General features: G+C 60.3%; 18 protein-coding genes. 7 read left to right on the top strand and 11 right to left on the bottom strand.

The window, feature by feature from the left end; genetic code table 11:
• The first annotated feature begins 74 nt into the window (after positions 1-74).
• Positions 75-506, top strand: coding sequence for a universal stress protein (locus ACR0NJ_RS20845; protein WP_480819011.1), 432 nt, complete (start codon positions 75-77; stop codon positions 504-506).
• A gap of 4 nt (positions 507-510) precedes the next feature.
• On the opposite strand, the gene ACR0NJ_RS20840 is transcribed toward ACR0NJ_RS20845, so the two are convergent.
• Genes ACR0NJ_RS20840 through ACR0NJ_RS20830 form a run of 3 tightly spaced genes read right to left on the bottom strand, consistent with a single transcriptional unit; the run spans position 511 to position 4,599 of the window.
• On the bottom strand, positions 511-1,551 hold the full coding sequence (locus tag ACR0NJ_RS20840) for a lipocalin-like domain-containing protein (protein WP_480819010.1): 1,041 nt from the start codon (positions 1,549-1,551) through the stop codon (positions 511-513).
• Complete coding sequence (locus ACR0NJ_RS20835; RefSeq protein ID WP_480819009.1) at positions 1,541-3,955, bottom strand: FtsX-like permease family protein; 2,415 nt, start codon at positions 3,953-3,955, stop codon at positions 1,541-1,543. The genes ACR0NJ_RS20840 and ACR0NJ_RS20835 overlap by 11 nt, the downstream gene beginning before the upstream one ends.
• Positions 3,952-4,599: an ABC transporter ATP-binding protein gene (locus tag ACR0NJ_RS20830; protein WP_480819008.1), complete on the bottom strand. Its 648-nt coding sequence runs from the start codon at positions 4,597-4,599 to the stop codon at positions 3,952-3,954. Before ACR0NJ_RS20830 ends, ACR0NJ_RS20835 begins: the two co-directional genes overlap by 4 nt.
• Before the next feature lie 175 nt (positions 4,600-4,774).
• On the opposite strand from ACR0NJ_RS20830, the gene ACR0NJ_RS20825 reads away from it, so the two are divergent.
• The gene (locus ACR0NJ_RS20825; RefSeq protein ID WP_480819007.1) at positions 4,775-5,209 is read left to right on the top strand and encodes an ion channel; all 435 of its coding nucleotides are present in this window, start codon (positions 4,775-4,777) and stop codon (positions 5,207-5,209) included.
• Here the strand turns inward: ACR0NJ_RS20825 and cls are convergent.
• From cls to ACR0NJ_RS20810, 3 genes are all read right to left on the bottom strand, one after another.
• Positions 5,206-6,618, bottom strand: a complete 1,413-nt coding sequence (gene cls, locus ACR0NJ_RS20820; protein ID WP_480819006.1) for a cardiolipin synthase — start codon at positions 6,616-6,618, stop codon at positions 5,206-5,208. The genes ACR0NJ_RS20825 and cls overlap by 4 nt on opposite strands.
• A gap of 24 nt (positions 6,619-6,642) precedes the next feature.
• Positions 6,643-7,617: an HAD family hydrolase gene (locus tag ACR0NJ_RS20815; protein ID WP_480819005.1), complete on the bottom strand. Its 975-nt coding sequence runs from the start codon at positions 7,615-7,617 to the stop codon at positions 6,643-6,645.
• A 75-nt stretch (positions 7,618-7,692) separates the two neighbouring features.
• Positions 7,693-9,303: an arylsulfatase gene (locus ACR0NJ_RS20810; protein WP_480819004.1), complete on the bottom strand. Its 1,611-nt coding sequence runs from the start codon at positions 9,301-9,303 to the stop codon at positions 7,693-7,695.
• A 191-nt stretch (positions 9,304-9,494) separates the two neighbouring features.
• Between ACR0NJ_RS20810 and ACR0NJ_RS20805 the strand changes: the two genes are divergently transcribed.
• Positions 9,495-10,175: a Crp/Fnr family transcriptional regulator gene (locus tag ACR0NJ_RS20805; protein ID WP_480819003.1), complete on the top strand. Its 681-nt coding sequence runs from the start codon at positions 9,495-9,497 to the stop codon at positions 10,173-10,175.
• Between the two features lie 8 nt (positions 10,176-10,183).
• Here ACR0NJ_RS20805 and ACR0NJ_RS20800 read toward each other — a convergent pair whose 3' ends face one another.
• Both ACR0NJ_RS20800 and ACR0NJ_RS20795 read right to left on the bottom strand, forming a co-directional pair.
• On the bottom strand, positions 10,184-11,290 hold the full coding sequence (locus ACR0NJ_RS20800; protein WP_480819002.1) for an acetoin utilization protein AcuC: 1,107 nt from the start codon (positions 11,288-11,290) through the stop codon (positions 10,184-10,186).
• Positions 11,291-11,293: 3 nt separating this feature from the next.
• Positions 11,294-12,379 (bottom strand): AI-2E family transporter, encoded by a 1,086-nt coding sequence (locus tag ACR0NJ_RS20795; protein ID WP_480819001.1) that lies wholly within the window; start codon positions 12,377-12,379, stop codon positions 11,294-11,296.
• A gap of 161 nt (positions 12,380-12,540) precedes the next feature.
• Here ACR0NJ_RS20795 and ACR0NJ_RS20790 point away from each other — a divergent pair, with 161 nt between their 5' ends.
• From ACR0NJ_RS20790 to ACR0NJ_RS20780, 3 genes are all read left to right on the top strand, one after another.
• Positions 12,541-13,407 carry a YihY/virulence factor BrkB family protein gene (locus ACR0NJ_RS20790; RefSeq protein ID WP_480819000.1) on the top strand — a complete coding sequence of 289 codons (867 nt, stop codon included), beginning with the start codon at positions 12,541-12,543 and terminating at the stop codon, positions 13,405-13,407.
• Positions 13,404-15,302, top strand: coding sequence for a cytochrome c3 family protein (locus tag ACR0NJ_RS20785; protein WP_480818999.1), 1,899 nt, complete (start codon positions 13,404-13,406; stop codon positions 15,300-15,302). Before ACR0NJ_RS20790 ends, ACR0NJ_RS20785 begins: the two co-directional genes overlap by 4 nt.
• Before the next feature lie 85 nt (positions 15,303-15,387).
• Entirely contained in the window at positions 15,388-15,573 is a 186-nt protein-coding gene (locus ACR0NJ_RS20780; RefSeq protein ID WP_480818998.1) for a hypothetical protein, read from the top strand.
• Here ACR0NJ_RS20780 and ACR0NJ_RS20775 read toward each other — a convergent pair.
• Genes ACR0NJ_RS20775 through ACR0NJ_RS20765 form a run of 3 tightly spaced genes read right to left on the bottom strand, consistent with a single transcriptional unit; the run spans position 15,570 to position 17,802 of the window.
• Positions 15,570-16,286 carry an RlmE family RNA methyltransferase gene (locus ACR0NJ_RS20775; protein ID WP_480818997.1) on the bottom strand — a complete coding sequence of 239 codons (717 nt, stop codon included), beginning with the start codon at positions 16,284-16,286 and terminating at the stop codon, positions 15,570-15,572. The genes ACR0NJ_RS20780 and ACR0NJ_RS20775 overlap by 4 nt on opposite strands.
• A 52-nt stretch (positions 16,287-16,338) precedes the next feature.
• Positions 16,339-16,674, bottom strand: coding sequence for a hypothetical protein (locus ACR0NJ_RS20770; RefSeq protein WP_480818996.1), 336 nt, complete (start codon positions 16,672-16,674; stop codon positions 16,339-16,341).
• 15 nt (positions 16,675-16,689) lie between these two features.
• On the bottom strand, positions 16,690-17,802 hold the full coding sequence (locus ACR0NJ_RS20765) for a Ppx/GppA phosphatase family protein (protein ID WP_480818995.1): 1,113 nt from the start codon (positions 17,800-17,802) through the stop codon (positions 16,690-16,692).
• 182 nt (positions 17,803-17,984) lie between these two features.
• Between ACR0NJ_RS20765 and ACR0NJ_RS20760 the strand changes: the two genes are divergently transcribed.
• Positions 17,985-19,871 carry a PhoX family protein gene (locus ACR0NJ_RS20760; protein WP_480818994.1) on the top strand — a complete coding sequence of 629 codons (1,887 nt, stop codon included), beginning with the start codon at positions 17,985-17,987 and terminating at the stop codon, positions 19,869-19,871.
• Positions 19,872-19,912 lie beyond the last annotated feature (41 nt).

The following is a 19,912-nucleotide window of genomic DNA, read 5'->3' as shown; positions in this document are numbered from 1 at the left end:
CTGCTGCTTCTGGGCCTCATCGCCTTCCTGCAAAAGGGCCGCGCCGCCCGCACCACCGACCAAGAGGTAACACCATGACCAAATCCGTCCTCTGCGCCGTGGATATCAGCAATGATGATCTGGATGCGGGCGTGTTGCAGCGCGCGGCCCAACTGGCCGATCTGGACGGCGCGCAGCTGGATGTGGTGACCGTGCTGCCCGATTTTGGCGAAAGCTGGGTATCGGGGTTTTTCGACGCCAGTTTCCACGAAAAGGCGCTGGAACAGGCCCACACCAAGCTGGTCGCCCTGTGCGAGACCGCGCTGGGAACCGAACGTAACACCCAGATCCGCCACGTCGTCGCCACCGGCACCGCCTACCAGCAAATCCTGCACACCGCCCAGGAAGCCGGCAGCGACCTCATCGTCATCGGCGCCCATAAACCAGACCTCAAAGACTACCTACTAGGCCCAAACGCCGCCCGCGTGGTCAGACACTCCCAAGTGTCCGTCTATGTCGTCAGGTAGGAGCTCAGTACCCGGTCATCTCTAGATAGCCGCGCCCCTGATGTGAACCGGACACAGTAACCGGGCCTTCCCAATACTCGAAACGGGTCGCCATCCATGCGTCTGGCGTGAGGGCGGACACTTCGACATCCAGACTGCGATCCGGTAGAGAGACACGCCATTGCACCGGGATATCCCGCCCGGCGACGCGGGCGGTTTCAAGCGGCGTGAAACGCGCTGAGCCATCGGGCAGGGCGGCCGCACTGCCGTCAGCGCTGATCCATGTGGCCGCTGTGAAATCCCCCCGCCCGCCGCGAAGGCGAAAGGCCATCAGCTTGTCTCCACCCTCGAAACTCAGCGAGAACCAGTCCCAGCCACTTTGGTCCCCGGCCAAAGGCTGCGAGGACCATTCGCGGTCGAGCCAGCCATTGCCGGTGACGGTGACATCGCCTTGGGGCAGATGCAGGACACCTTCGACGGCGTAGGACGGTTGCGAATAGTAGTAACTGGCCTGACCATCGGCGGATTTCACCGAAAACCCGGCATCGCCGTGAAAGACCAGGGGGCCTTGGGCCTTTAGCGACAGGTCGTAACCAAAGTCCTCGCCGTTTGCGGTCAGAGTCAGGGTGTCGAAATCCGGACCCGCCATGCGCCATTCGTCGATCCAGGCCTCGAACGGGGTGGCGGTGACACCGGCCTGACCGATGCCGCCACGCGATAGGCGTTCGGCGAAATAGTGGGTTTCCGGCGTTGTCAGCGCCGCGTGTCCCATCCAGAGTTGTGGGCTTTGCCAGCCCTGCGTTTCCTCGGGCTTCAGAGCAGAGCGGAACAGGGTCCACTGAATGCCATAGTCGCGCCCGTCTTCGTCTTGCAAGTTTGCAGTCAGGTACCACCATTCGATCCGATAGGTCGGGTGTGGCCCGTGATCTGCAGGGAAGTCGAACTGATAGCCTCGTTGAGGGATGGCGAACCCTTCGGCCGAGCCTCCGAGATCGGCATATCCTTGCGCCCAGCCTGCGACCGGGAGCAGAAGCAACAATGCCGTTAGGATGGTTTTAACGTTCATTGGCAAACACTCTCAGCAAATCCGCTGGTGGGAGGCGCAGCAATCGCAACGCAGGCAGGGCGGCGGCGATCAGCGCGGCAAGAAGGGTCAGAAGGAACAGGTAGAGCCAGTCCCACGGGAAGACGTACATCGGCAAGCGCCAGCCAAAGGCCTGTACGTTGACAACCGCCAGCAGCACCCAGGCCAGCACCAATCCCAAGGGCAGGGCCAGACAGGCGGTTAGTGCGGCCAGCAACACACTGCGCAACAGTTCGAGCTGCGCCAGTTTCGCCCGGTTCAGCCCCAGCGCCCAGACCGGCGCGATCTGCGGTAGGCGTTGGGTCCACAATATCAGCAGGCTGGTGAGAATGGCAAAGCCCGCCACCCCAAGCGTCAGCACGTTCAGGGCCGAGGTGACGACAAAGGTCTTCTCGAAGATCGCCATCGATTGCGCCTTCATCGCCGCCTGCTGGATCACGGCCTGACGGGGCAGGGCGAAACGCTCCCTTAACGTCTGCGCCATCTCGGTTGCTTTGGCCGGGTCCATCCGAATACCGAAACGCCGGGCCTCGGTCCCGGGGACGATCCGGTCCAGTTGCGACATCGAGACGATGGCCTGCCCGGTGGGGTTTCCGTAATCGGAATAGACCCCGGTGATTGAAAGGGTATGGCCATTGCCAAGGGTTAGACTATCGCCGGGCCAAAGATCGGCGCGGCGGGCGAGTTGTTCGTTGATCAGAACGGCGCTGCCGGTCATGACCTGATCCCAGACGTCCGTAGACGATGCGATCAGGGGCCAGTGTTGACGGTAGACAGGGTCATCGACGACACCGTACAGAAACAGCGGGCCGGACTCGTGGGTCAGTTCCACGTTTCGGATTGGCAGGACCGCGTCGACTTGCGGGCGTAGCCACTCGGATATCTCGCGGCTTTGTTGCGCGTCCTCTGCGGTTACATACAGTTCTGCGGTCAGGCGCTGGTCCAGCCAGCCGACGAAGGTGAGGCGAAAGCTGGACACCATCGTTCCCACGCCGATATTGGCCGCAAGCGCCAGAAGCAGCGCCATGAGGGCCAGCGAAAGCCCCGGTAGCTGAGCCCGCATGTCAGCCCAGACCCATTGCGCAACCGGCCCTTTTGCGGTGCGCGCGCAAATGGACAGAGCAAAGGATAGGAAGACGGGTAAAAGCAGCGCCGCGCCGGTCAGAAGTCCGGCCAATAGGGCGAAACCGGCAAGTAGCCCTCCGACACTGACATATGCGATCACGCCACCCGTGATCAAAGCAAGGCCCGCGATCCCGGTTAGGCCCCGAGCGACCACATTGCCTTGCCAGGCCTGCAGGCCCGGCCCGGTTAGAAGCGGCATACGGGACAACCGCCAGAGGGCGTGCCCGCTGGCCAGCAGGGTACCCGCAACGGCCATGAAAAGACCAGCCGCCGCCCATCGCGGTTGCAGTGACAGCTCGCCATTTACGGGCGCGCCGTAGAGGCCACGCAGGGTGGCGGCGACATCGGGAAGCAGGGCTCCGGCAAGGAAGAAGCCGATGATCAGGCCCAGTATCCCGCCGATCAGCGCCAGCAGGGTCAGTTCCGCCAGGATCAACCAGACCAGCCGCCGCATCGAGACACCCAGCGCGCGCAGCGTTCGGATCATGCCGCGACGCTGGGCAAAGGCCAGACCGACGGTGCCGTTTACAATGAACAGTCCGACCGCGAAGGACAGCAAGCCAAAGGCCGTCAGGTTCAAGTGAAAACTATCGGTCAATTGCGCCGTATCCACCTGAGCGGTTGGGCTGATCCGCTCCAACTCGGGCGCGATCTGGGATAGAGGGGGCAGGCTGCGCGGTTGATCGGGCAGCACGACCAGCCGTGAAATTTCTTCTGGCCGGTTCAGCAAGACTTCGGCAACGCCGATATCCGTCAAGATAATGTCGGATGGCAGGGCCGAGGTGGTCAGGATCGGTGGCATGTCCTCCTGATCGCGAAGAAACGGCTCAAGGTCTGGGGACACCAAAAGACGACCCGGCGCGGTCAGGATGTCGGCTGGGCCGGGCGGGTTTGCGCTTTGCTCCGTTTCAGTGACGGCGGGCAGGGCGGGAAAGGTCACAAGGTCCACGCCCATCAGGCGCAGGGTCCGCCCACCTACACGATACCGGCCCTCAAGTACGGCAGCGACCTGCCAGCCTGCGCGGCGCAGGTCGATGTATCGCGACAGGGGGATCGGGCCCGAGGGGTCGCGCAGCTCGTCAAACTGGCCGAATGCAAGCTGGGCGTTGGCCCGTGCATAGCTGGCGCGGGCCTCGGCATTGATGGCCTGAACCGCAGACCAAAGCCCGGTCGCCAGCGCGATACCGATCAGCAGTGTCGCCAGTTGCAGGCGATGCGCCCACCAATGCGACAGCAACGCCTGCACGACTGCAGCGGTCATTGAACATGCCCGCCTGACAGATGCACCCTGCGGTCAAGTCGCACTGCGATATCCTGCGAGTGCGTTACCAGCAGCAGCGCGGCCCCGGTATCGGCCACAAGCGACAGCATCAGGTCCAGAACGTTGGCGCTGGCGGTTTCGTCCAGATTGCCGGTGGGCTCGTCCGCCAGCAGCAGTTTGGGGCGCGAGGCCATGGCGCGACCTATCGCGACGCGTTGCTGCTGGCCGCCCGAAAGGGTCTCGGGGTAGCGATCCAGTAATTCCGTCAGACCCAGCCTGTCCGCCAGATGCGCGGCCCATTCAGGATCAGGACACGCCGCTAACCGCGCATGAAACGAGAGGTTCTGCGCGACTGTTAGCGATGGGATCAGGTTGAACTGCTGGAACACCAGCGAAACGCTGCGCCGCCGTAACGCAGCGCGGCCCGCATCGTCGAGCGCGGACAGAGGCGTTCCATCCAGCGTGATCTCGCCGCCGTCAAAACCGTCCAGCGCGGCGGTCAGGTTCAGCAGGGTGCTTTTGCCGCTGCCGCTCTCCCCGGTCAGGGCCAGCGTCTGACCCTGATCCAGCGTAAGCGACACGTCACGCAGAACGGGCCGGCCGCCGGGATAGGATTTCTGAACTCGGTCGATTGTCAACAGCATGGTCTGCCCCGTCTTGCCTAGCAAGATGTGCAACAAGTTGGCGGAGTGTCCAGTGCAGAGATGCGCCCGGTGCCATTCGCCGCAGATCGGTTTGGTGCGGATCAGACTTGTGCACAAAGGCCCAAGCAGTCATTCTGCTTGGAACATCCCGTAACGTAATTCAGGACGTAAAAACATGACATTGCCAAATCAAATCTTCCTCGGCAGTGTCTTTCTGGGCCTGTGCTTTGTCGTCGAGATCTTGCTGCTGACTTGGTGCACAGTCGTTATCCTGAAGATGGAGGCCAAAAGGGCTGAACGCGGTATCTTTGTGGGCACCGCCGGGCCAATTGCCATAGCGCTGGGGTTTATCGTGGTGACGCACACTATTCAGGTCTGGATATGGGCGATTGTCTGGGTGCTGCTTGAGGTTCTGCCGGATTGGAACACCGCGATCTACTTCTCGCTAGTGACATTCACGACCCTTGGTTATGGCGATATCGTTCTGGGTGAGGCGCTGCGCATCTTCGGGTCTTTTGCGGCGGTTGCGGGGCTTTTGGCCTTTGGCTTGTCGACCGCGTATATGGTGGCGCTGATGACCCGCGTGTTTCAGGAAAACTTCTTTTCCTAGAGAATGGGCGCGAACAGACGGGCCAGAGGGGCCCCGAACCGGATATGCCTTGGCTGCTTGTCCAGCGAATGGGTCAGTTCATAGCTGGCTTCGAAATCCGTCAGTAGCATCTTTTCCACAGCCTGCGCAGCGCGAGCGTCGAAGAACAGGGCCATCGCCTCAAAATTCAGACGGAACGACCGGTTGTCGAGGTTGGTGGTCCCGACTGCAGCCAGAGTGTTGTCTATGACGAATGCCTTTTGATGCATGAAGCCATCGGTATAGCGAAACACCCGCGCGCCGCAGTCGCGGATTTCGTCGAAATAGGCAAAGGCGGCCAGCCAGGGCAGGCGGTGGTCGATGACCTCGGGGACGAGGATACGCACATCGACACCGCGCATCGCTGCGTGCTGCAAGGCGGTCATGATGTCGATGTCGGGAACGAAATAGGGTGAGGCGATCCACACCCTCTCTTTCGCTTCGGCAATGGCCGAAAAGAACATCATGGCACCGGTTTCGGTCTCATCCCCCGGGCCGGTCGCAACCAGTAAGGCATTCATATCCTGATCGGATTCGCTGCCGGCCCAGTCCAGATGGTCGATCAGGTCTTCGTCATGGGCCCAGTGCCAATCCTCGGTAAAGATCAGTTGCAATTGCCGAACGATATGGCCGGTCATTTTCAGATGGGTGTCGCGCCAGCGGCCAAAACGCGGGCTCTGTCCAAGGTATTCGACCCCAATATTGTGCCCGCCGATAAACCCGGTTTCGCCGTCAACGATCACAGTCTTGCGGTGGTTCCGGTAGTTGAGCTGAAACCGGAAATTCGGCCCGCGCTGGTCCCGAGGGTTCGCGACGTCGATCCCGGCGTTCTGCATGGCTTCCAGATATGCGTTCGGCAGGCCATAGCTGCCGACTGCGTCGGTCATGAACCTGACATGTACGCCACGCTTGGCCGCCTCGATCAGCTTGTCCTGCATCTTTTTGCCCAGCGCATCGTCGCGCACGATGTAGAACTGGACCAGGATGTAGTTCTTCGCGCCTTCGATGGCTTCGAAAATGGCGTCGAACGTTGCTTGTCCATCGATCAGCAACTCGGCACCGTTCCCGCGTGAGACCGGCAGATGGGCCAAAAGCTCGAACGGGCGGGGATTGATCGACATGGTGGTCGGATCGGGCTTGGAGTAGTCGGCGAAAGTTTTGATCCCCTCGACAACCTGCTCGCTGTGCTGCCGGGCGATCCGATAGCCGCGAAACCGGTGATGGCCCAGAAACAGGTACAGAGGCACCCCAAAGAACGGGGCAGAGATCAGGAAAACCACCCAACCCACCGCGCCCTGCGGTGTCCGCGCGGTTTGCGCCGCGCGGATCGAGAACACTACAGCAGTGACGTAGAGGGCAAATACGAAGGTGGAAACCAGTAATGTCCACATGAGGTTAGGCGACTCCGGCGGGGTTCAGTTCCCACCAGTGTAGATACGAGACCAGTCCTGCGCCATATCCACAATGACCCAGCCCATATCAGGCCCCTTGTCCAGCCCGTCGACCAGCTTGCCAATGGGACTTTCGCGATCATAGGCCCATTCACGCTCGGCATCCGTGTGATGGATCAGCACGCCCAAACGCGGGCCGTCCCCGGCTGTTGTCCACTCCATCATGGCAAAATCGCCGTCCGAGTTGCCCCCGGCCAGAATCGGGCGTTTTCCAATGGTGCGTTCTATGTTGATCGGCTTGCCTTCCTTGTCGTCGATAAACGCGATGCCGGGCGCTTTGACCACCGTGGGAACACCATCGACTGTCTCATAGGTCGTTGTGCCATAGGTGCCGAGGATTTGCTCGGGCGGGATACCATAGGCATCTTCTGCAAAGACCCGCATGAAATGCAGGCCACCGCCGGACACGATATAGGTCTTGAACCCTTCATCGCGCAGATAGCGCAGCAGTTCGGCCATCGGCTGATAGGTCATCTGGTTGTAGGGCAGGTTGGTGTCAGGGTGGCGGGCTGAGTCCAGCCACTCGGCAACGGCCGCCTGAAAATCGTCGACGCTGAAGTTTGAGTGCGAGGCATTCACCACTTCGATCAACGCGTCATGCCCGCCCTGCAAGACCGTTGCCACGTCGCCTTGTGCTGCGGCCTTCAAAGCGGGGGTTGTCAGGATGGAGGGGTCCTGTTCCGCCAGCTCCGCCAACCGATCCATGGCGAAAATAAACTGGAAATACACCGGCTGCTCGGCCCACAGCGTGCCGTCATTGTCAAAAACAGCGATCCGGTCGGCAGGGGTGACGTAGTCGGCGTTGTCCGGGTTCGTCACAGTATCGACAAAGGCGATGATTTGCTCTTTTGATCCTGAGTCCGTCCAACTTGGCAACGGGTCCGCCAGCAAAGTCAGTGGTGCTGCTGAAACGAAGGCGGCAAGCATCAGGTGTTTCATGGAAATTCCCTTTATTCTCAATCTGAAAAGGGCCGCCGTTCAACTGGCGGCCCTTTGATTTCTCATGAGCCGAACTCAGTTATTTGTCGGCGTGTTCAGCTTCTCCATCACCTGTTCCAGATTAAAGCTGGCTGCCTTCTGGCGCGGCGGGAATTCCTGGAAGGTGGACAGGAACGTGCCGACATATTGCTGCGCAGGCACCAGGAAATAGGCGCGGTCCAACAGCCAGTCGTAATAGGTGTTGGAGGTCCTGTAGGCCCGTTCATACGGGTCGCGGCGCAGGTTGATGATCAGCGGGATGCGCAGCTCGGTCCAGGGTTCGATCCAGGCACGCAGGGTGGCCCAGGCTTTCTGTTCCAGGAAGATCAGCTTCCAGTCATCGAAGCGCAGCGCTGTCAGGTCGCCATCGTCGGAGAAATAGAAAATCTCACGACGCGGGCTCTCCGTGGTTTCTCCGGTCAGCAGCGGCAGGATGTTGTAGCCATCCAGATGAACCTTATAGTCGCGGCCCATGCCTTCCGAACTATAGCCAGCCTTCAGCTTTTCCTTGATGTCCGGGTCACCGGCAACGGCAAGGTAGGTAGGCAGCCAGTCCATGTGATGCACGATCTCGTTGGTGACAGAGCCCGCCTCGATCTGACCGGGCCAGCGGACCATGGACGGAACGCGCCAACCGCCTTCCCAGTTGGTGTTCTTTTCACCCCAGAACGGAGTCGCCGCCGCATCCGGCCAGGTGTTCATATGCGGGCCGTTGTCTGTGGAGTAGTGCACGATCGTGTTGTCGGCGATGCCCAACTCATCCAGCAGGTCCAGCAACTGGCCCACATGCATGTCGTGCTCGATCATACCTGCGGTGTACTCGTCGGCGATACGACCAGCGATCTCATTGGCCTGCGCGCGCATCTCATCCTTCACATGGGTGCGGAAATGCATGCGCGTGCCGTTCCACCAGACATAGAAGGGCTGACCCTGCTCATGCGCGCGTGTGATGAAGTCGATGGCCGCAGCGACGGTTTCATCATCCACCGTTTCCATGCGTTTCTTGGTCAGCGGGCCGGTGTCTTCGATTTCACCACCGGCGCTGGATTTGATCACACCGCGGGGACCGTACGCGTCGCGGAAGGTGCGACCGTCGGGTAGGATGGCGTCGCCCGGATAGTCTTCGTTTTCCGGTTCTTCTTCTGCGTTCAGGTGATAGAGGTTTCCGAAAAACTCATCAAATCCGTGATTTGTCGGCAGATGCTCATCTTTGTCGCCAAGGTGATTCTTGCCAAACTGGCCGGTGACATACCCGTGGTCTTTCAACAGCGCCGGGATGGTCGGGTCCTCGACCTGCATACCCAGATCGGCGCCGGGCAGGCCGACTTTGGACAGGCCGGTTCTGAACACCGATTGGCCCATGATATAGGACGACCGACCGGCGGTGCAGGATTGTTCGCCGTAGTAGTCGGTAAAAATCATGCCCTCTTTCGCGACGCGGTCGATGTTCGGGGTCTGATATCCCATCAACCCCATCGTGTAGGCCGAGATATTGGATTGCCCGATATCGTCGCCCCAGATCACCAGGATGTTCGGCTTCTGATCCTGAGCCCAGGCGGGCAGGGCCAGCACAACGGCGGCGGATGCCACGGCGAACCGACGCAAGGTGCTGCGCCAGTGGTCTGCAATCGAACGGGGTGGTGACATGGTTTTCTCCTGATCTGAGAGAGGGGTCGGAGGACCCGAAGACTTAAAGAAAATAGCGGCCGCGTAGATAAACACTGAAACGGCCGGAAAGCGATTCAGCCCAACTGTTTGTTTCCGGGGGCTGGAATACATTCACCTTAGGCTATGTTAGATATGTAAAACCCATCAAATGATGATATTGGAAAGTACTAATGTTAGATAAATCCAATAATTTTAAACTCTTGCAGGCGGGCGGCTGGTTCAGCCAGCGGCCCAAGGCATTTCAGCAGGACCTGCTAGACTGCGGAATTTCCAAGAGTTTTGCGGCGCGTGAAGCGATTTATCATCACGGGGACCCCGCAAACGGAATTTACGCTGTTCTGCGTGGCGGTGTGCAGATCAAGGCCCCGGCGGATGACGGTCAAGAGTTTGTGCTGCACCGCGAAGGGGCCGGGTTCTGGATCGGCGATCTGGCCCTATTCGCTGGCGCTCTGAGGCTGATAAGTGTTGTGGCTACGCAGGATACTCTGGCCCTGTTTTTCCCGAACACACGCATCAACAAGCTTGTCCAACAAAACCCCGACTATATCCGGGATTTTTACGCGCTGACCCATGAAAATATGGAGACCGCGCTGCGTATTCTGGCGAATCTGGCCGTGACTGGGACCGAGAAAAGGCTGGTGCTGCGCCTGCTGCATCTGGACGAATGCAGGCCGAAATCCGAGGGGTGGATCATAATCCCACAGGAGGAACTGGCCCAGATGATTGCCGTCTCGCAACCCACGCTTCATCGCAGCCTGCACCGGCTTGCGGATATGGACCTGATCGAGCTTGGTTATGGCCGTATCCGTCTGAAAGACAGACGTGCCCTGATCGCCAGTTGCCAGACTTGATAATCGATTTACATGCGCTCCGCAAGTAATTGTAAATCAGCGCGGATTTGATCTCGGACCTCCCCATGGTTCGGAGCGTCCCGCAGGGTTTCATGCCAATGCCGGGGCGGCTGTTTTCCTGCGGCGCGGTTCCATTTCAGATCGCGCAGAACGGATTGGGACTCGGGGTTTAGAACGTCAGGGATGTCGAGCCCGTTAAGGGTCGCCCAGACACCGCTCCACAGCCTTGCCACAGACCACGGATTGTACCCTCCGCCACCCAGCACCAGAAAGCGGGGGGCCATACCGCGCAGGCTGGCTACGGTCTTCCAGTGGGCATTGTTCGAAAGGGTTAAGCGAGACAAAGGGTCCTCGGCCACCGCATCCGCGCCGCATTGCAGGACGATGGCCTGCGGGTTGAAACCCTCGGTCGCGGGCAGGATCAACTGGTCGAGGATGGCGTGGAACTCATCGTCATTCAGGTTGCGTTCGACCGGCAGATTGAACGCCGCCCCCTCGGCGTCATCCTCAAGCGTGCCGGAAAAGGGCCATCTGCGAGTCTCGTGGACCGAGATCATACGAACCTGAGTCGAGCCGCGAAACGCGACCTCGACGCCGTCGCAGTGATGGGCATCAATGTCCACATAGACGATGCGGTCGAGCCCGGCATTCAACAGGGTCCGGATCGCCAGAACCGGGTCGTTGAGATAGCAAAACCCGCTGGCCCGGTCCGCCAGACCGTGATGCGTGCCGCCCGCCGGGTTGTAGACGATGCCGCCGTCCCGGATCAGTTCGGCCGCCAGCATGGACCCTCCGGCAGCGGTGGCGGGGCGTCGGAACATCTCGGTAAACACAGGGTTTGACAGGGTGCCCAGCCCATATCTTTGGCGGGTTTCGTCAGAGACCGCCTGATCCCTCTCGGCCTGTTGCAAGGCAGCGATGTAGTCCGGCGTGTGAAAGGCGGTCAGCGCTTCGGGCTTTGCACGGGGGCTGACGCGGTAGTTCGAAGGGGTCAGCCATCCCTGCGCTCGGCACAGGTCGATGACAGTCGAAACCCGGGGAATCGCAAGGGGATGTTTCGATCCATAGGTCGAGTGGCGATAGATTTCCGATCCGATGAACAGTGGGCTCTGCATCGGTCAGTCGGTGGACTTTGGACGGCTATCGTCCCCCAACCGACCATCCAAAGACATCAGGATCGCAATCGGGCGCAGCGCCGGGATGTGGCTGAACACGATCAGGATACAGACGGTCAAAGGCACGCTCAGAAACGCGCCGATCATGCCCCAGATCGTGGTCCAGAACATCAGCGCCAGGATCACCAGAAAGGTGGACATGTTCAGCGACCGGCCCAGCAGCGCGGGGTCCACAAAATTGCCAATCACGAACTGGATTGTGCCGCAGCCCAGAACGATGATCAGAAACGGCCCCACGCTTTCGAACTGTACCAGCGCGATCATGGCCGGAAAGATCACCGCGATGATGGACCCGATTGAGGGGATGAAGTTCAGCGCAAAGGTCAGAACGCCCCATGTCTCGGCATATTCCAGCCCCAGCGCGCGGAACACGGCATAGCTGATCCCGGCAGTGACAAGGCTGATAAAGGTCTTCACGCCCACATAGCGCTGCAGACTGAACGAAATCGCATCCAGCATGGATGCGAACTCGGCCCCTGTCTGCGGGTTGCCGGCGGCCAACTGAATCTTTTTGCGAAAAGCCAGACGCTCGGCCATCAGAAAGGCGACGTAGAGGCTGATCAGGAAGAAATGGTTCAGCAGGGACGTCGCGCTGCCCAGAAGAATCCGGGCGACGTAGGACATGTCGATGCTGACCAGATTGTCCCGGATGAATTTGGTGACGTCATTGCCGATCAGCCCGGCCACGCGGTCAACGGCACCGTCGAACTGGTTCTCATAGGTATTGATGCCCCGCGCGAACTGTGTGGCTTGGCTACCAAGGATATACATGATCATGAACAAACCGGCCAAAACCACGGTGACGCCCGCGATATTTGCCAGCCAGACCGGGGCCCGCGTCAGGGCGATCACCCGGTCGCTGAGCGCGATGATCAGCACGTTGATCAACAGCGCCATCGTCAGCGGGATCAAAAAGGCGGACCCGGCATAGAGCCCCAGCACGACCAACGTGGCAACGATGCACGTATCGCGCACCACCGGCAGTTTGAGCCTTGGCTGATCCGGTATGTCGTGTTGATCGGACGTCATCCCAAGCCCTGTGTTGCCGCCAATGCACTGCCCGGTGTCGGGTCAGCCTGCGCCGATCCTGCACAGGCCGGTGGGTTTATGCAATGCGGTCAGGTATTTGAGGGCGGGTTTTTCATCCAAAACGGGTTATCTGTTTCCGACAGGCGCGGTAGGCTTTGGATATGACCTTACCCGCGAATCCCCCGATAGGCCGTTTTGTCAAAGCGTTCTGGCTGGCCTTTCTCCGGTTCAACGCCAAAAACGGCTTTGTCATGAGCAGCCATGTCGCCATGTCGATGATGATGGCGCTGTTTCCCTTTGTGCTGTTCACCGTGGCGCTGGCAGGTTCGCTGTCGCAGGGATACGTGACCGACGAGTTGATCGAGTTGATCTTTGGCGCATGGCCCAAGGACGTTGCCACCCCCATCGTCTCTGAACTGCGCGCGGTGCTCAGCGAGTCCGGCTCGGGCGTGATCACCTTGGGCGGCTTGCTTGCGGTCTATTTTGCCTCGAACGGGGTCGCCGCCGTACGCGCGGCGATGAATCAGGCCTATCATGATTACGATAGCTGGCCGTTCTGGAAAACGCGCCTGCTGTGCATCGGGTTGGTCATTCTGGGCGGCGCTGGCATTCTGTTGATCGCCGCGGTCGAGGTTGTTCTGCCGGTTTACACTCAGTTGGTGACCCGGCACACCGATGTGGATGTGTCGGACTGGTTGTCGGTCGACCGCCTGCGCTGGACCTTCACCGTGGCAGTTCCCATCGGGACGATATTTCTGGCGCATCTCATTCTGCCAACCCGCCGCCACAAGCTGACGCAAATCCTGCCGGGCGTTCTGCTGACCCTGACCCTGTTGGGGGCCGGAGGGTGGGGTTTTTCCGTCTACATCGCCCAATTCGCCACCTATAGCGCCACCTATGCCGGGCTGGCAGGGGCGATGGCGGCGCTGATTTTCTTATATCTCTGCGCGGCGATCCTGATCCTTGGGGCCGAGTATAACGGGGCTTTGATGGATCTTCTCAACCAGTCCGAGGCGTATGATCCATGAGAGCACTCGCCCTTGCGATGTGGCTGATGCCCGGAGCGGCCCTGGCGCAGGCACCAAGCTATGTGGGCTCGGATCAATGCGCTGACTGCCATCAGGATGAAGCCGAGGCCTGGGCCTCATCGCATCACGCGCTGGCCTGGACGGAAGTTAACGAAGGGTCGGTTTTGGCCGACTTCGACGGCACCGGGTTTGACCATGACGGCATGTCCGTCAGGTTTCGAACGCAGGATGGGGACTATCATGCAGAGGTTATGGAAAAGGATGGCGTGACGACCGAGTACACGGTGCATTCGGTTGTCGGGGTGGAGCCTCTGCAGCAGTATCTGTTTGAAACCGAACCCGGTCGGTTGCAGAGCTTTGACGTGGTCTGGGATACTGAGGCGCGACAATGGTTTCATTTGTACCCGGATCAGGACCTGCCACCGGATGACGGTTTGCACTGGACCGGTCCTTACAAGAACTGGAACGCTCGTTGCGCCGAGTGTCATGCCACGGGATTCCAGAAAAACTACCGTGCCGACACGCGGACCTATCGCTCGCAGCAGGCCGAGATCGGGGTCGGGTGCGAGGCCTGTCACGGCCCCGGATCAGCGCATGTTGATTGGGTTGAAGGCGAGAAGCTGCCTGAAGGCGTAGACGAGTATGGGTTCACAATGAACTGGGGCAGGGGGCGGACCGAGGCAGAAATCCAGCAATGCGCCGGATGTCACTCGCGCCGTGAGGCGCATGAGGACGGAAACCCGCTGCCCGGAACCCCGTATCACGATAGCTATAACCTCGCCCTGCTGCGGCCCGGTCTGTACCACCCGGACGGGCAGATTCTGGATGAGGTGTATGTCTACGGCTCTTTCCTGCAGTCCAAGATGTATGCCAAGGGCGTCGGCTGCATGGATTGCCATGAGCCGCACAGCGCCGCGCTGAAGGCGGACGGAAACGGAGTGTGTACGCAATGCCATTCCACTGCGGGTAATCCGGGCTTTTCGTCTTTGACATTGAAGGATTACGACACTCCCGCCCACCATCATCACGCGGATGGCAGCGAGGGCGCGCAATGCAAAAGCTGCCATATGATCGAACGGGTTTACATGGGCGTGGACGGTCGGCACGATCACAGCTTCCGGGTGCCACGCCCCGATCTGGGGCTGGGCGTGGACGCCTGCACCGATTGCCATCAGGGCGAAACGCAGGACTGGGCCGCCCGAAAGATCGAGGCGTGGTTTCCAATCTCCAACCATCGGGGGCCGCGTTACGGGTCTGTTTTTGCCCCTGCGATGACGGGCCAGTTGGACAGCCCCGAGGGTCTTTTGGCAATCGCAACCGATGCCTCGCAGCCCGGTGTCGTCCGCGCGACGGCGGCCTACCTGTTGCAGCCCTTCGGATCGCCCGAACTCGCCGCAGCGACCGCCCCGTTGCTGGACGAGGAAGATCCGTTGATCCGTGCAAACGCGGCCCCGTTGCAGCGGCAGGCCAGCCTGCCGGATCAGGTGCGGCGGCTGGAACCCTTGCTGTCCGACCCGAGGCGCAATGTGCGGATCGCGGCGGCGAAAGAGTTTCTGAACGTTCCGACACAGGCCCTCACACCGGAACAACAGGCTCTGGCGGGCCAAAGCATGGCTGAGTGGCAAGGGGCGATCTCGAACCGGCTCGATTTCCCCGAAACGCATCTGGTTCTGGGCGGGATGGCGCTGACCTTCCGCAATGCGCCCGCGGCCGAGCAGGCGTTCCGCGAAGTGGTAACGCTCGACCCGCAACGGGCTGAGGCGTGGCCGATGCTGGTGCAACTGGCGCAGATCAATCGCGGCCCGGATGCCGCGCGCGCGGTCGTGCAGGAAGGGATAGAGCGGCTGCCGGACGACCCGACGCTGCAGCTGCTTTCAACGCAGCTTGGCCCCTGAACGGGCATGCAAGCGCCCGGTTTGGGCCATCTTACCGGCAGATTTCGACGTTAACCTTTCACCCAATGCTGCTGAAAGGTGATCCATGTCGGACCCATCAAAGACCCAAAAAGCGCCGGTCTCACTTGATCAACGCGTCGCGGAACTGCGCGCGCGCAAACCGGTTGATCTGAACCATGGCGAGGCTTTGCTGCTGCAAGGAATGGCCACCGCATCCTTGCGGGAACAGCGACTGGTCGGGGATCAGATCGCGCTGGATGGTCAAGCCTAGCCGCGAAACCCGGTTGCTACGACGAATTTCTCGGAACTGTCCGACCGGGACGAGGGTGGTTTGACATTCGCCACCTTCTCGAACTTCTGTTTCAGCAACTTTTGAAGATCGCCCTCGGCCCCTCCGGCGAGAACTTTGGCGACAAACGTGCCGCCTTCCTCAAGCACGTCGAACGAGAAATACGCCGCTGTTTCGCACAAGGACATGATGCGCAAATGATCCGTCTGCTTGTGCCCGGATGAGGCCGCCGCCATGTCGGACATCACCACATCCGCCTTGCCGCCCAGCCACTCTTTCACCTTGTCGTCGGCGTCGTCTTCCATGAAATCCAACTGGTGAATTTCGGCCCCGGCGATCGGTTCGACCTCTTGCAGGTCAATGCCCAAAACCGTACCGATCCGCTTGCCGGACTTCTCGCCCAGCGCATTGACCCGTTTGACGGCGACCTGACACCAGCCACCCGGCGCGCAGCCTAGATCCACCACGCGGGCCCCCGGCACGAGGAAGCGGTACTTTTCATCAAGTTCCAGAATCTTGAACGCCGCGCGCCCGCGATAGCCTTCGGCTTGCGCGCGTTTGACATAAGGGTCATTCAACTGCCGCTGCAACCAACGGGTCGAACTGAGCTTGCGCCCGCGGGCGGTTTTCACCTTGACCTTCAGGTCGCGCTGCCCGCGCCCCGAGGTGTTTTTGCCAGTCGGTGTTTTGGCCATAGAGGTGGTCTCCTGAAGACTGCGAGGCCTTTACCGGCTCGTTCAAAAGGTATCAAGCCAATGCTGTTGGCATGTCCTTCAATAACAAATCAGGCCACGGAGAAGAAACACCAAAGGCCAGCCAGCCCAGACCGTTCATCGCCGAAGCAAGAATGGTACTCCGATCAGCGGCGGCCCGGGAGAAGCTGTGCAGAAATTCCAGTGCCTCCTGCGCCTGCGCACCGGGAACGGCGATGGCAATCCCACCAATACCCAACGTGTAGTGTGGCACGGTGTTGGCGATATGAAACCCGGGGCAGAATACGTCGAACTCCGCCGCTTCCAGCGCACAAATTGTGGTTGCGGCGGTCGAGGTTCGGTACGCGACGGCTATGGTTGACAGCGGCATTCCGGGTGGGGTCCCTCAGAACGGTCCGTCTTCCAACACTCCGTCCGCACTCATCTGCGCATAAAGCAGACCCTCGCGCAGCCCTCGGTCCGCCACTGAAAGGCGGTCGGTGGGCCAGCAGCGCAGCAATGCCTGCAAAATGGCCGAGCCGGACATGATCAGCGCCTGCCGGTCATCCCCGATCCGAGGGTCCCGGCGCCGCCCATGGGGCCCGAGTTCCAGATACCCGCGTATAACCTTGTCTATCTGATCGCTGGTCATGCGCAAACCGTCGACCTTGGTCCGGTCATAGCGCTTCAATCCCAGATGAGATGCGGCCACCGTCGTCACCGTGCCGCTGGTGCCGACGATCTGAAACCCCTCGCGGGCCTGTTCGTCCTTGTAGGGGGCGAAATCGGCCAGGTTTTCTTCGAAAAACCAGCTCATTAGCGCAAACCGGGCGGCGTCGTCTTCTACATCGTGGAACTGATCGCGCAGCGTTGCCACGCCCAAGGGCACGCTGATCCAATCCACGACCTTGGCCGCGGGAAAGGGGCTGTCGGCAGTGTGAAAGCCAGCATGCAGCCGCATGATCGCAGCGGGGCGGTCGCGGCGCGGGACTGACGAGATGTCAATCCAGACCAACTCGGTCGAGCCGCCGCCAATGTCCACGACCAGCAACTGCTCGGTCTTGGTCGACACCAGAGGCGCGCAGGAAATCACCGCCAGACGCGCTTCTTCTTCGGGTTGAATGATCTCAAGCGTCAGGCCGGTTTCGCGTTTCACCTGCCGGATAAAATCGCGCGAGTTCTTGGCGCGGCGGCACGCCTCGGTCGCGATCAGACGCATCCGCCTGACCTTGTTGCGTTTCAGCTTTTGCTGACAGATGCGCAGCGCCTGAACGGTGCGCGACATGGACGCCCGCGACAGCCGTCCGGTCCGCTCCAGCCCAGCACCCAACTGCACGGACTTGGAGAAACTATCTACCACATGGAACCCGCTGCCCTTGGGCTGGGCGATCAACATGCGGCAGCTATTTGTCCCCAGATCCAGCGCCGCATACAACGCATCTGGATCGGGTCTTTCCGGCGCGGGGCTTTCGACCGCCTTCGGGAACGCGCCCGCACCTTTGGGACGCTTGGGCGCCATTCGTAACGCCCTCCGATTTTTCGAGTTAGTCTGACCCTAGGCGGCGCGTCGCCAACGTGCAAGTGAATTCAAAATTGAAATTAACGCGTCTGTCACGTAGCGTTCACACGATGATGCGAAGGGCATCTGCGGAACCCTCTACGGGATTCTCTACGAGCTTACAGCCAGATACGGAGTTTACCATGAAAGACGAACGCACCCTTTCTTTTGATGAACTTGACGAAATCATAAACCCTCCGCCGGAAGAATGTGATTTTGATCGCGTAGTGGAACACGCCCTGTCGCGTCGCGGGTTCATGGGCGGTGTTCTGGCAATGGGCAGCTTTGCTGCGGTTGGCGGCTCGCTTGTGCCCACCGGCGCGCGCGCGGCAGCAGACCGGTTCTCGTTCGAGGCTATCCCGGTTTCGACAGCTGATGAGGTCATCGTTCCGCCGGGCTACAAGGCCGAGGTGATGGTGCGCTGGGGCGACCCGCTGTGGTCCGACGCGCCCGAGTTCGACCCCGCGACTCGTGGCACCGCCGCTAGCCAGGAGCGGGCCTTTGGCGACAACACCGACGGTCAGGATGTATTCTTCCATGACGGTCACGTTCTGCTGGTCGTGAACAACGAATATACAAACCGTGGCATTCTTTGGGGCAACAACCCTGACGGCAAGCCCGCCTCTGACGATGACATCGCTAAGGGTATGATGGCGCATGGTGTCACTGTGGTCGAGATCGCGAATACCGACGGCAAATGGGGCATTGTGAAAGACAGCCCATACAACCGCCGTGTTACACCTCAGACCGAAATGACAGTGACGGGTCCGGCTGCTGGTCACGATCTGATGAAAACCGTAGCTGACCCCACGGGCACGGTCGCGAAGGGCACGTGGAACAACTGCGGCAATGGCATGACTCCATGGGGCACCTATCTGGCCTGTGAAGAGAACTTTAACGGGTATTTCTCGGCCGAGGATGAAAACCACGAGGTCAGCCCCGAACTCAAGCGCTATGGCCTATCGTCGAAAGACCGGGGCTATGGCTGGGCCAAGATCGACGACCGCTTCGACGTCTCTAAAAACCCCAACGAGCCGAACCGGGCCGGTTACGTCGTAGAAATCGACCCATCTGATCCGACCTCGGCCCCGCGAAAGCTGACGGCTCTGGGCCGGTTCAAGCACGAGAACGCCGATACCGTTGTCAACAACGATGGCCGCGTCGTGGTCTATATGGGCGATGATGAGCGGGGCGAGTTCCTGTATCGTTTCGTATCGGACGGCGTCTATGCCGCTGGTGTGGATACCAACGCGTTGCTGGAAAACGGCACGCTTTCGGTCGCAAAGTTCAATGAGGACGGCAGCGGTGAATGGCTGGCGTTGACTCCCGAGACTACGGGTATGCCCTCGCAGGCCGATATCAGCATCCATACCCGTCAGGCGGCCTCGGCAGTTGGCGCGACGACAATGGATCGCCCGGAATGGGTGGCCTCGAACCCCAACGCGCCAGAGGTCTATTGCTGCCTTACCAACAACAAGAACCGTGGCGTGAAGCCCAATGCCGGGGGTGATGACACCTCGGCCAACGGTCCGAACCCGCGCAACGAAAACCATTATGGCCAGATCGTGCGCTGGCGTCCCGAAGGGGGCGATCACACCGCGTCGGGCTTTGGTTGGGACCTCTATGTTCTGGCGGGCAACCCTAATGTCCATCAGGACGCCTATGGCGGGTCCGACAACGTGAACGCCGACAACATGTTCAACTCGCCCGATGGCCTGAAGTTTGACACCAACGGCCTGTTGTGGATCCAGACCGATGGCAACTACACCAACGAGGGCGACTTTGTTGGTCAGGGTAACAACCAGATGCTGGCAGGTGACCCGGTCACCGGTGAAATCCGCCGCTTCCTGGTTGGCCCGAATGAGTGTGAGGTCACCGGCCTGAGTTGGTCGCCGGATCGTCGCACCATGTTCGTGGGCATCCAGCACCCCGGCGAAAAGGGCAACAGCCATTGGCCAGAAGGCGGCGACTCGGTGCCACGTTCCGCGATCATTGCCATCACGCGCGAGGATGGCGGTCTAGTCGGTTAAGGCCGGTATCAGCCAAGAAAAACCCCGGACGGCCGCCGCCG

The sequence above is a fragment of the Ruegeria sp. F11 genome, assembly GCF_056533855.1.
The sequence above is the reverse complement of the archived record's forward strand: the minus strand, read 5'-3'. Positions and strand labels throughout refer to the sequence as shown.

Bases quoted from the DNA above. Each gene is read 5' to 3' on its own strand.
- ACR0NJ_RS20825 (WP_480819007.1), top strand. From the start codon at position 4,775: ATGACATTGCCAAATCAAATCTTCCTCGGCAGTGTCTTTCTGGGCCTG.
- ACR0NJ_RS20800 (WP_480819002.1), bottom strand. From the start codon at position 11,290: ATGCAGAGCCCACTGTTCATCGGATCGGAAATCTATCGCCACTCGACC.
- ACR0NJ_RS20770 (WP_480818996.1), bottom strand. From the start codon at position 16,674: ATGCCGCTGTCAACCATAGCCGTCGCGTACCGAACCTCGACCGCCGCA.
- ACR0NJ_RS20790 (WP_480819000.1), top strand. From the start codon at position 12,541: ATGACCTTACCCGCGAATCCCCCGATAGGCCGTTTTGTCAAAGCGTTC.
- ACR0NJ_RS20830 (WP_480819008.1), bottom strand. From the start codon at position 4,599: ATGCTGTTGACAATCGACCGAGTTCAGAAATCCTATCCCGGCGGCCGG.
- ACR0NJ_RS20760 (WP_480818994.1), top strand. From the start codon at position 17,985: ATGAAAGACGAACGCACCCTTTCTTTTGATGAACTTGACGAAATCATA.
- ACR0NJ_RS20840 (WP_480819010.1), bottom strand. From the start codon at position 1,551: ATGAACGTTAAAACCATCCTAACGGCATTGTTGCTTCTGCTCCCGGTC.
- ACR0NJ_RS20775 (WP_480818997.1), bottom strand. From the start codon at position 16,286: ATGGCCAAAACACCGACTGGCAAAAACACCTCGGGGCGCGGGCAGCGC.
- ACR0NJ_RS20815 (WP_480819005.1), bottom strand. From the start codon at position 7,617: ATGAAACACCTGATGCTTGCCGCCTTCGTTTCAGCAGCACCACTGACT.
- cls (WP_480819006.1), bottom strand. From the start codon at position 6,618: ATGTGGACATTACTGGTTTCCACCTTCGTATTTGCCCTCTACGTCACT.
- ACR0NJ_RS20835 (WP_480819009.1), bottom strand. From the start codon at position 3,955: ATGACCGCTGCAGTCGTGCAGGCGTTGCTGTCGCATTGGTGGGCGCAT.
- ACR0NJ_RS20810 (WP_480819004.1), bottom strand. From the start codon at position 9,303: ATGTCACCACCCCGTTCGATTGCAGACCACTGGCGCAGCACCTTGCGT.
- ACR0NJ_RS20795 (WP_480819001.1), bottom strand. From the start codon at position 12,379: ATGACGTCCGATCAACACGACATACCGGATCAGCCAAGGCTCAAACTG.
- ACR0NJ_RS20805 (WP_480819003.1), top strand. From the start codon at position 9,495: ATGTTAGATAAATCCAATAATTTTAAACTCTTGCAGGCGGGCGGCTGG.
- ACR0NJ_RS20780 (WP_480818998.1), top strand. From the start codon at position 15,388: ATGTCGGACCCATCAAAGACCCAAAAAGCGCCGGTCTCACTTGATCAA.
- ACR0NJ_RS20785 (WP_480818999.1), top strand. From the start codon at position 13,404: ATGAGAGCACTCGCCCTTGCGATGTGGCTGATGCCCGGAGCGGCCCTG.
- ACR0NJ_RS20765 (WP_480818995.1), bottom strand. From the start codon at position 17,802: ATGGCGCCCAAGCGTCCCAAAGGTGCGGGCGCGTTCCCGAAGGCGGTC.
- ACR0NJ_RS20845 (WP_480819011.1), top strand. From the start codon at position 75: ATGACCAAATCCGTCCTCTGCGCCGTGGATATCAGCAATGATGATCTG.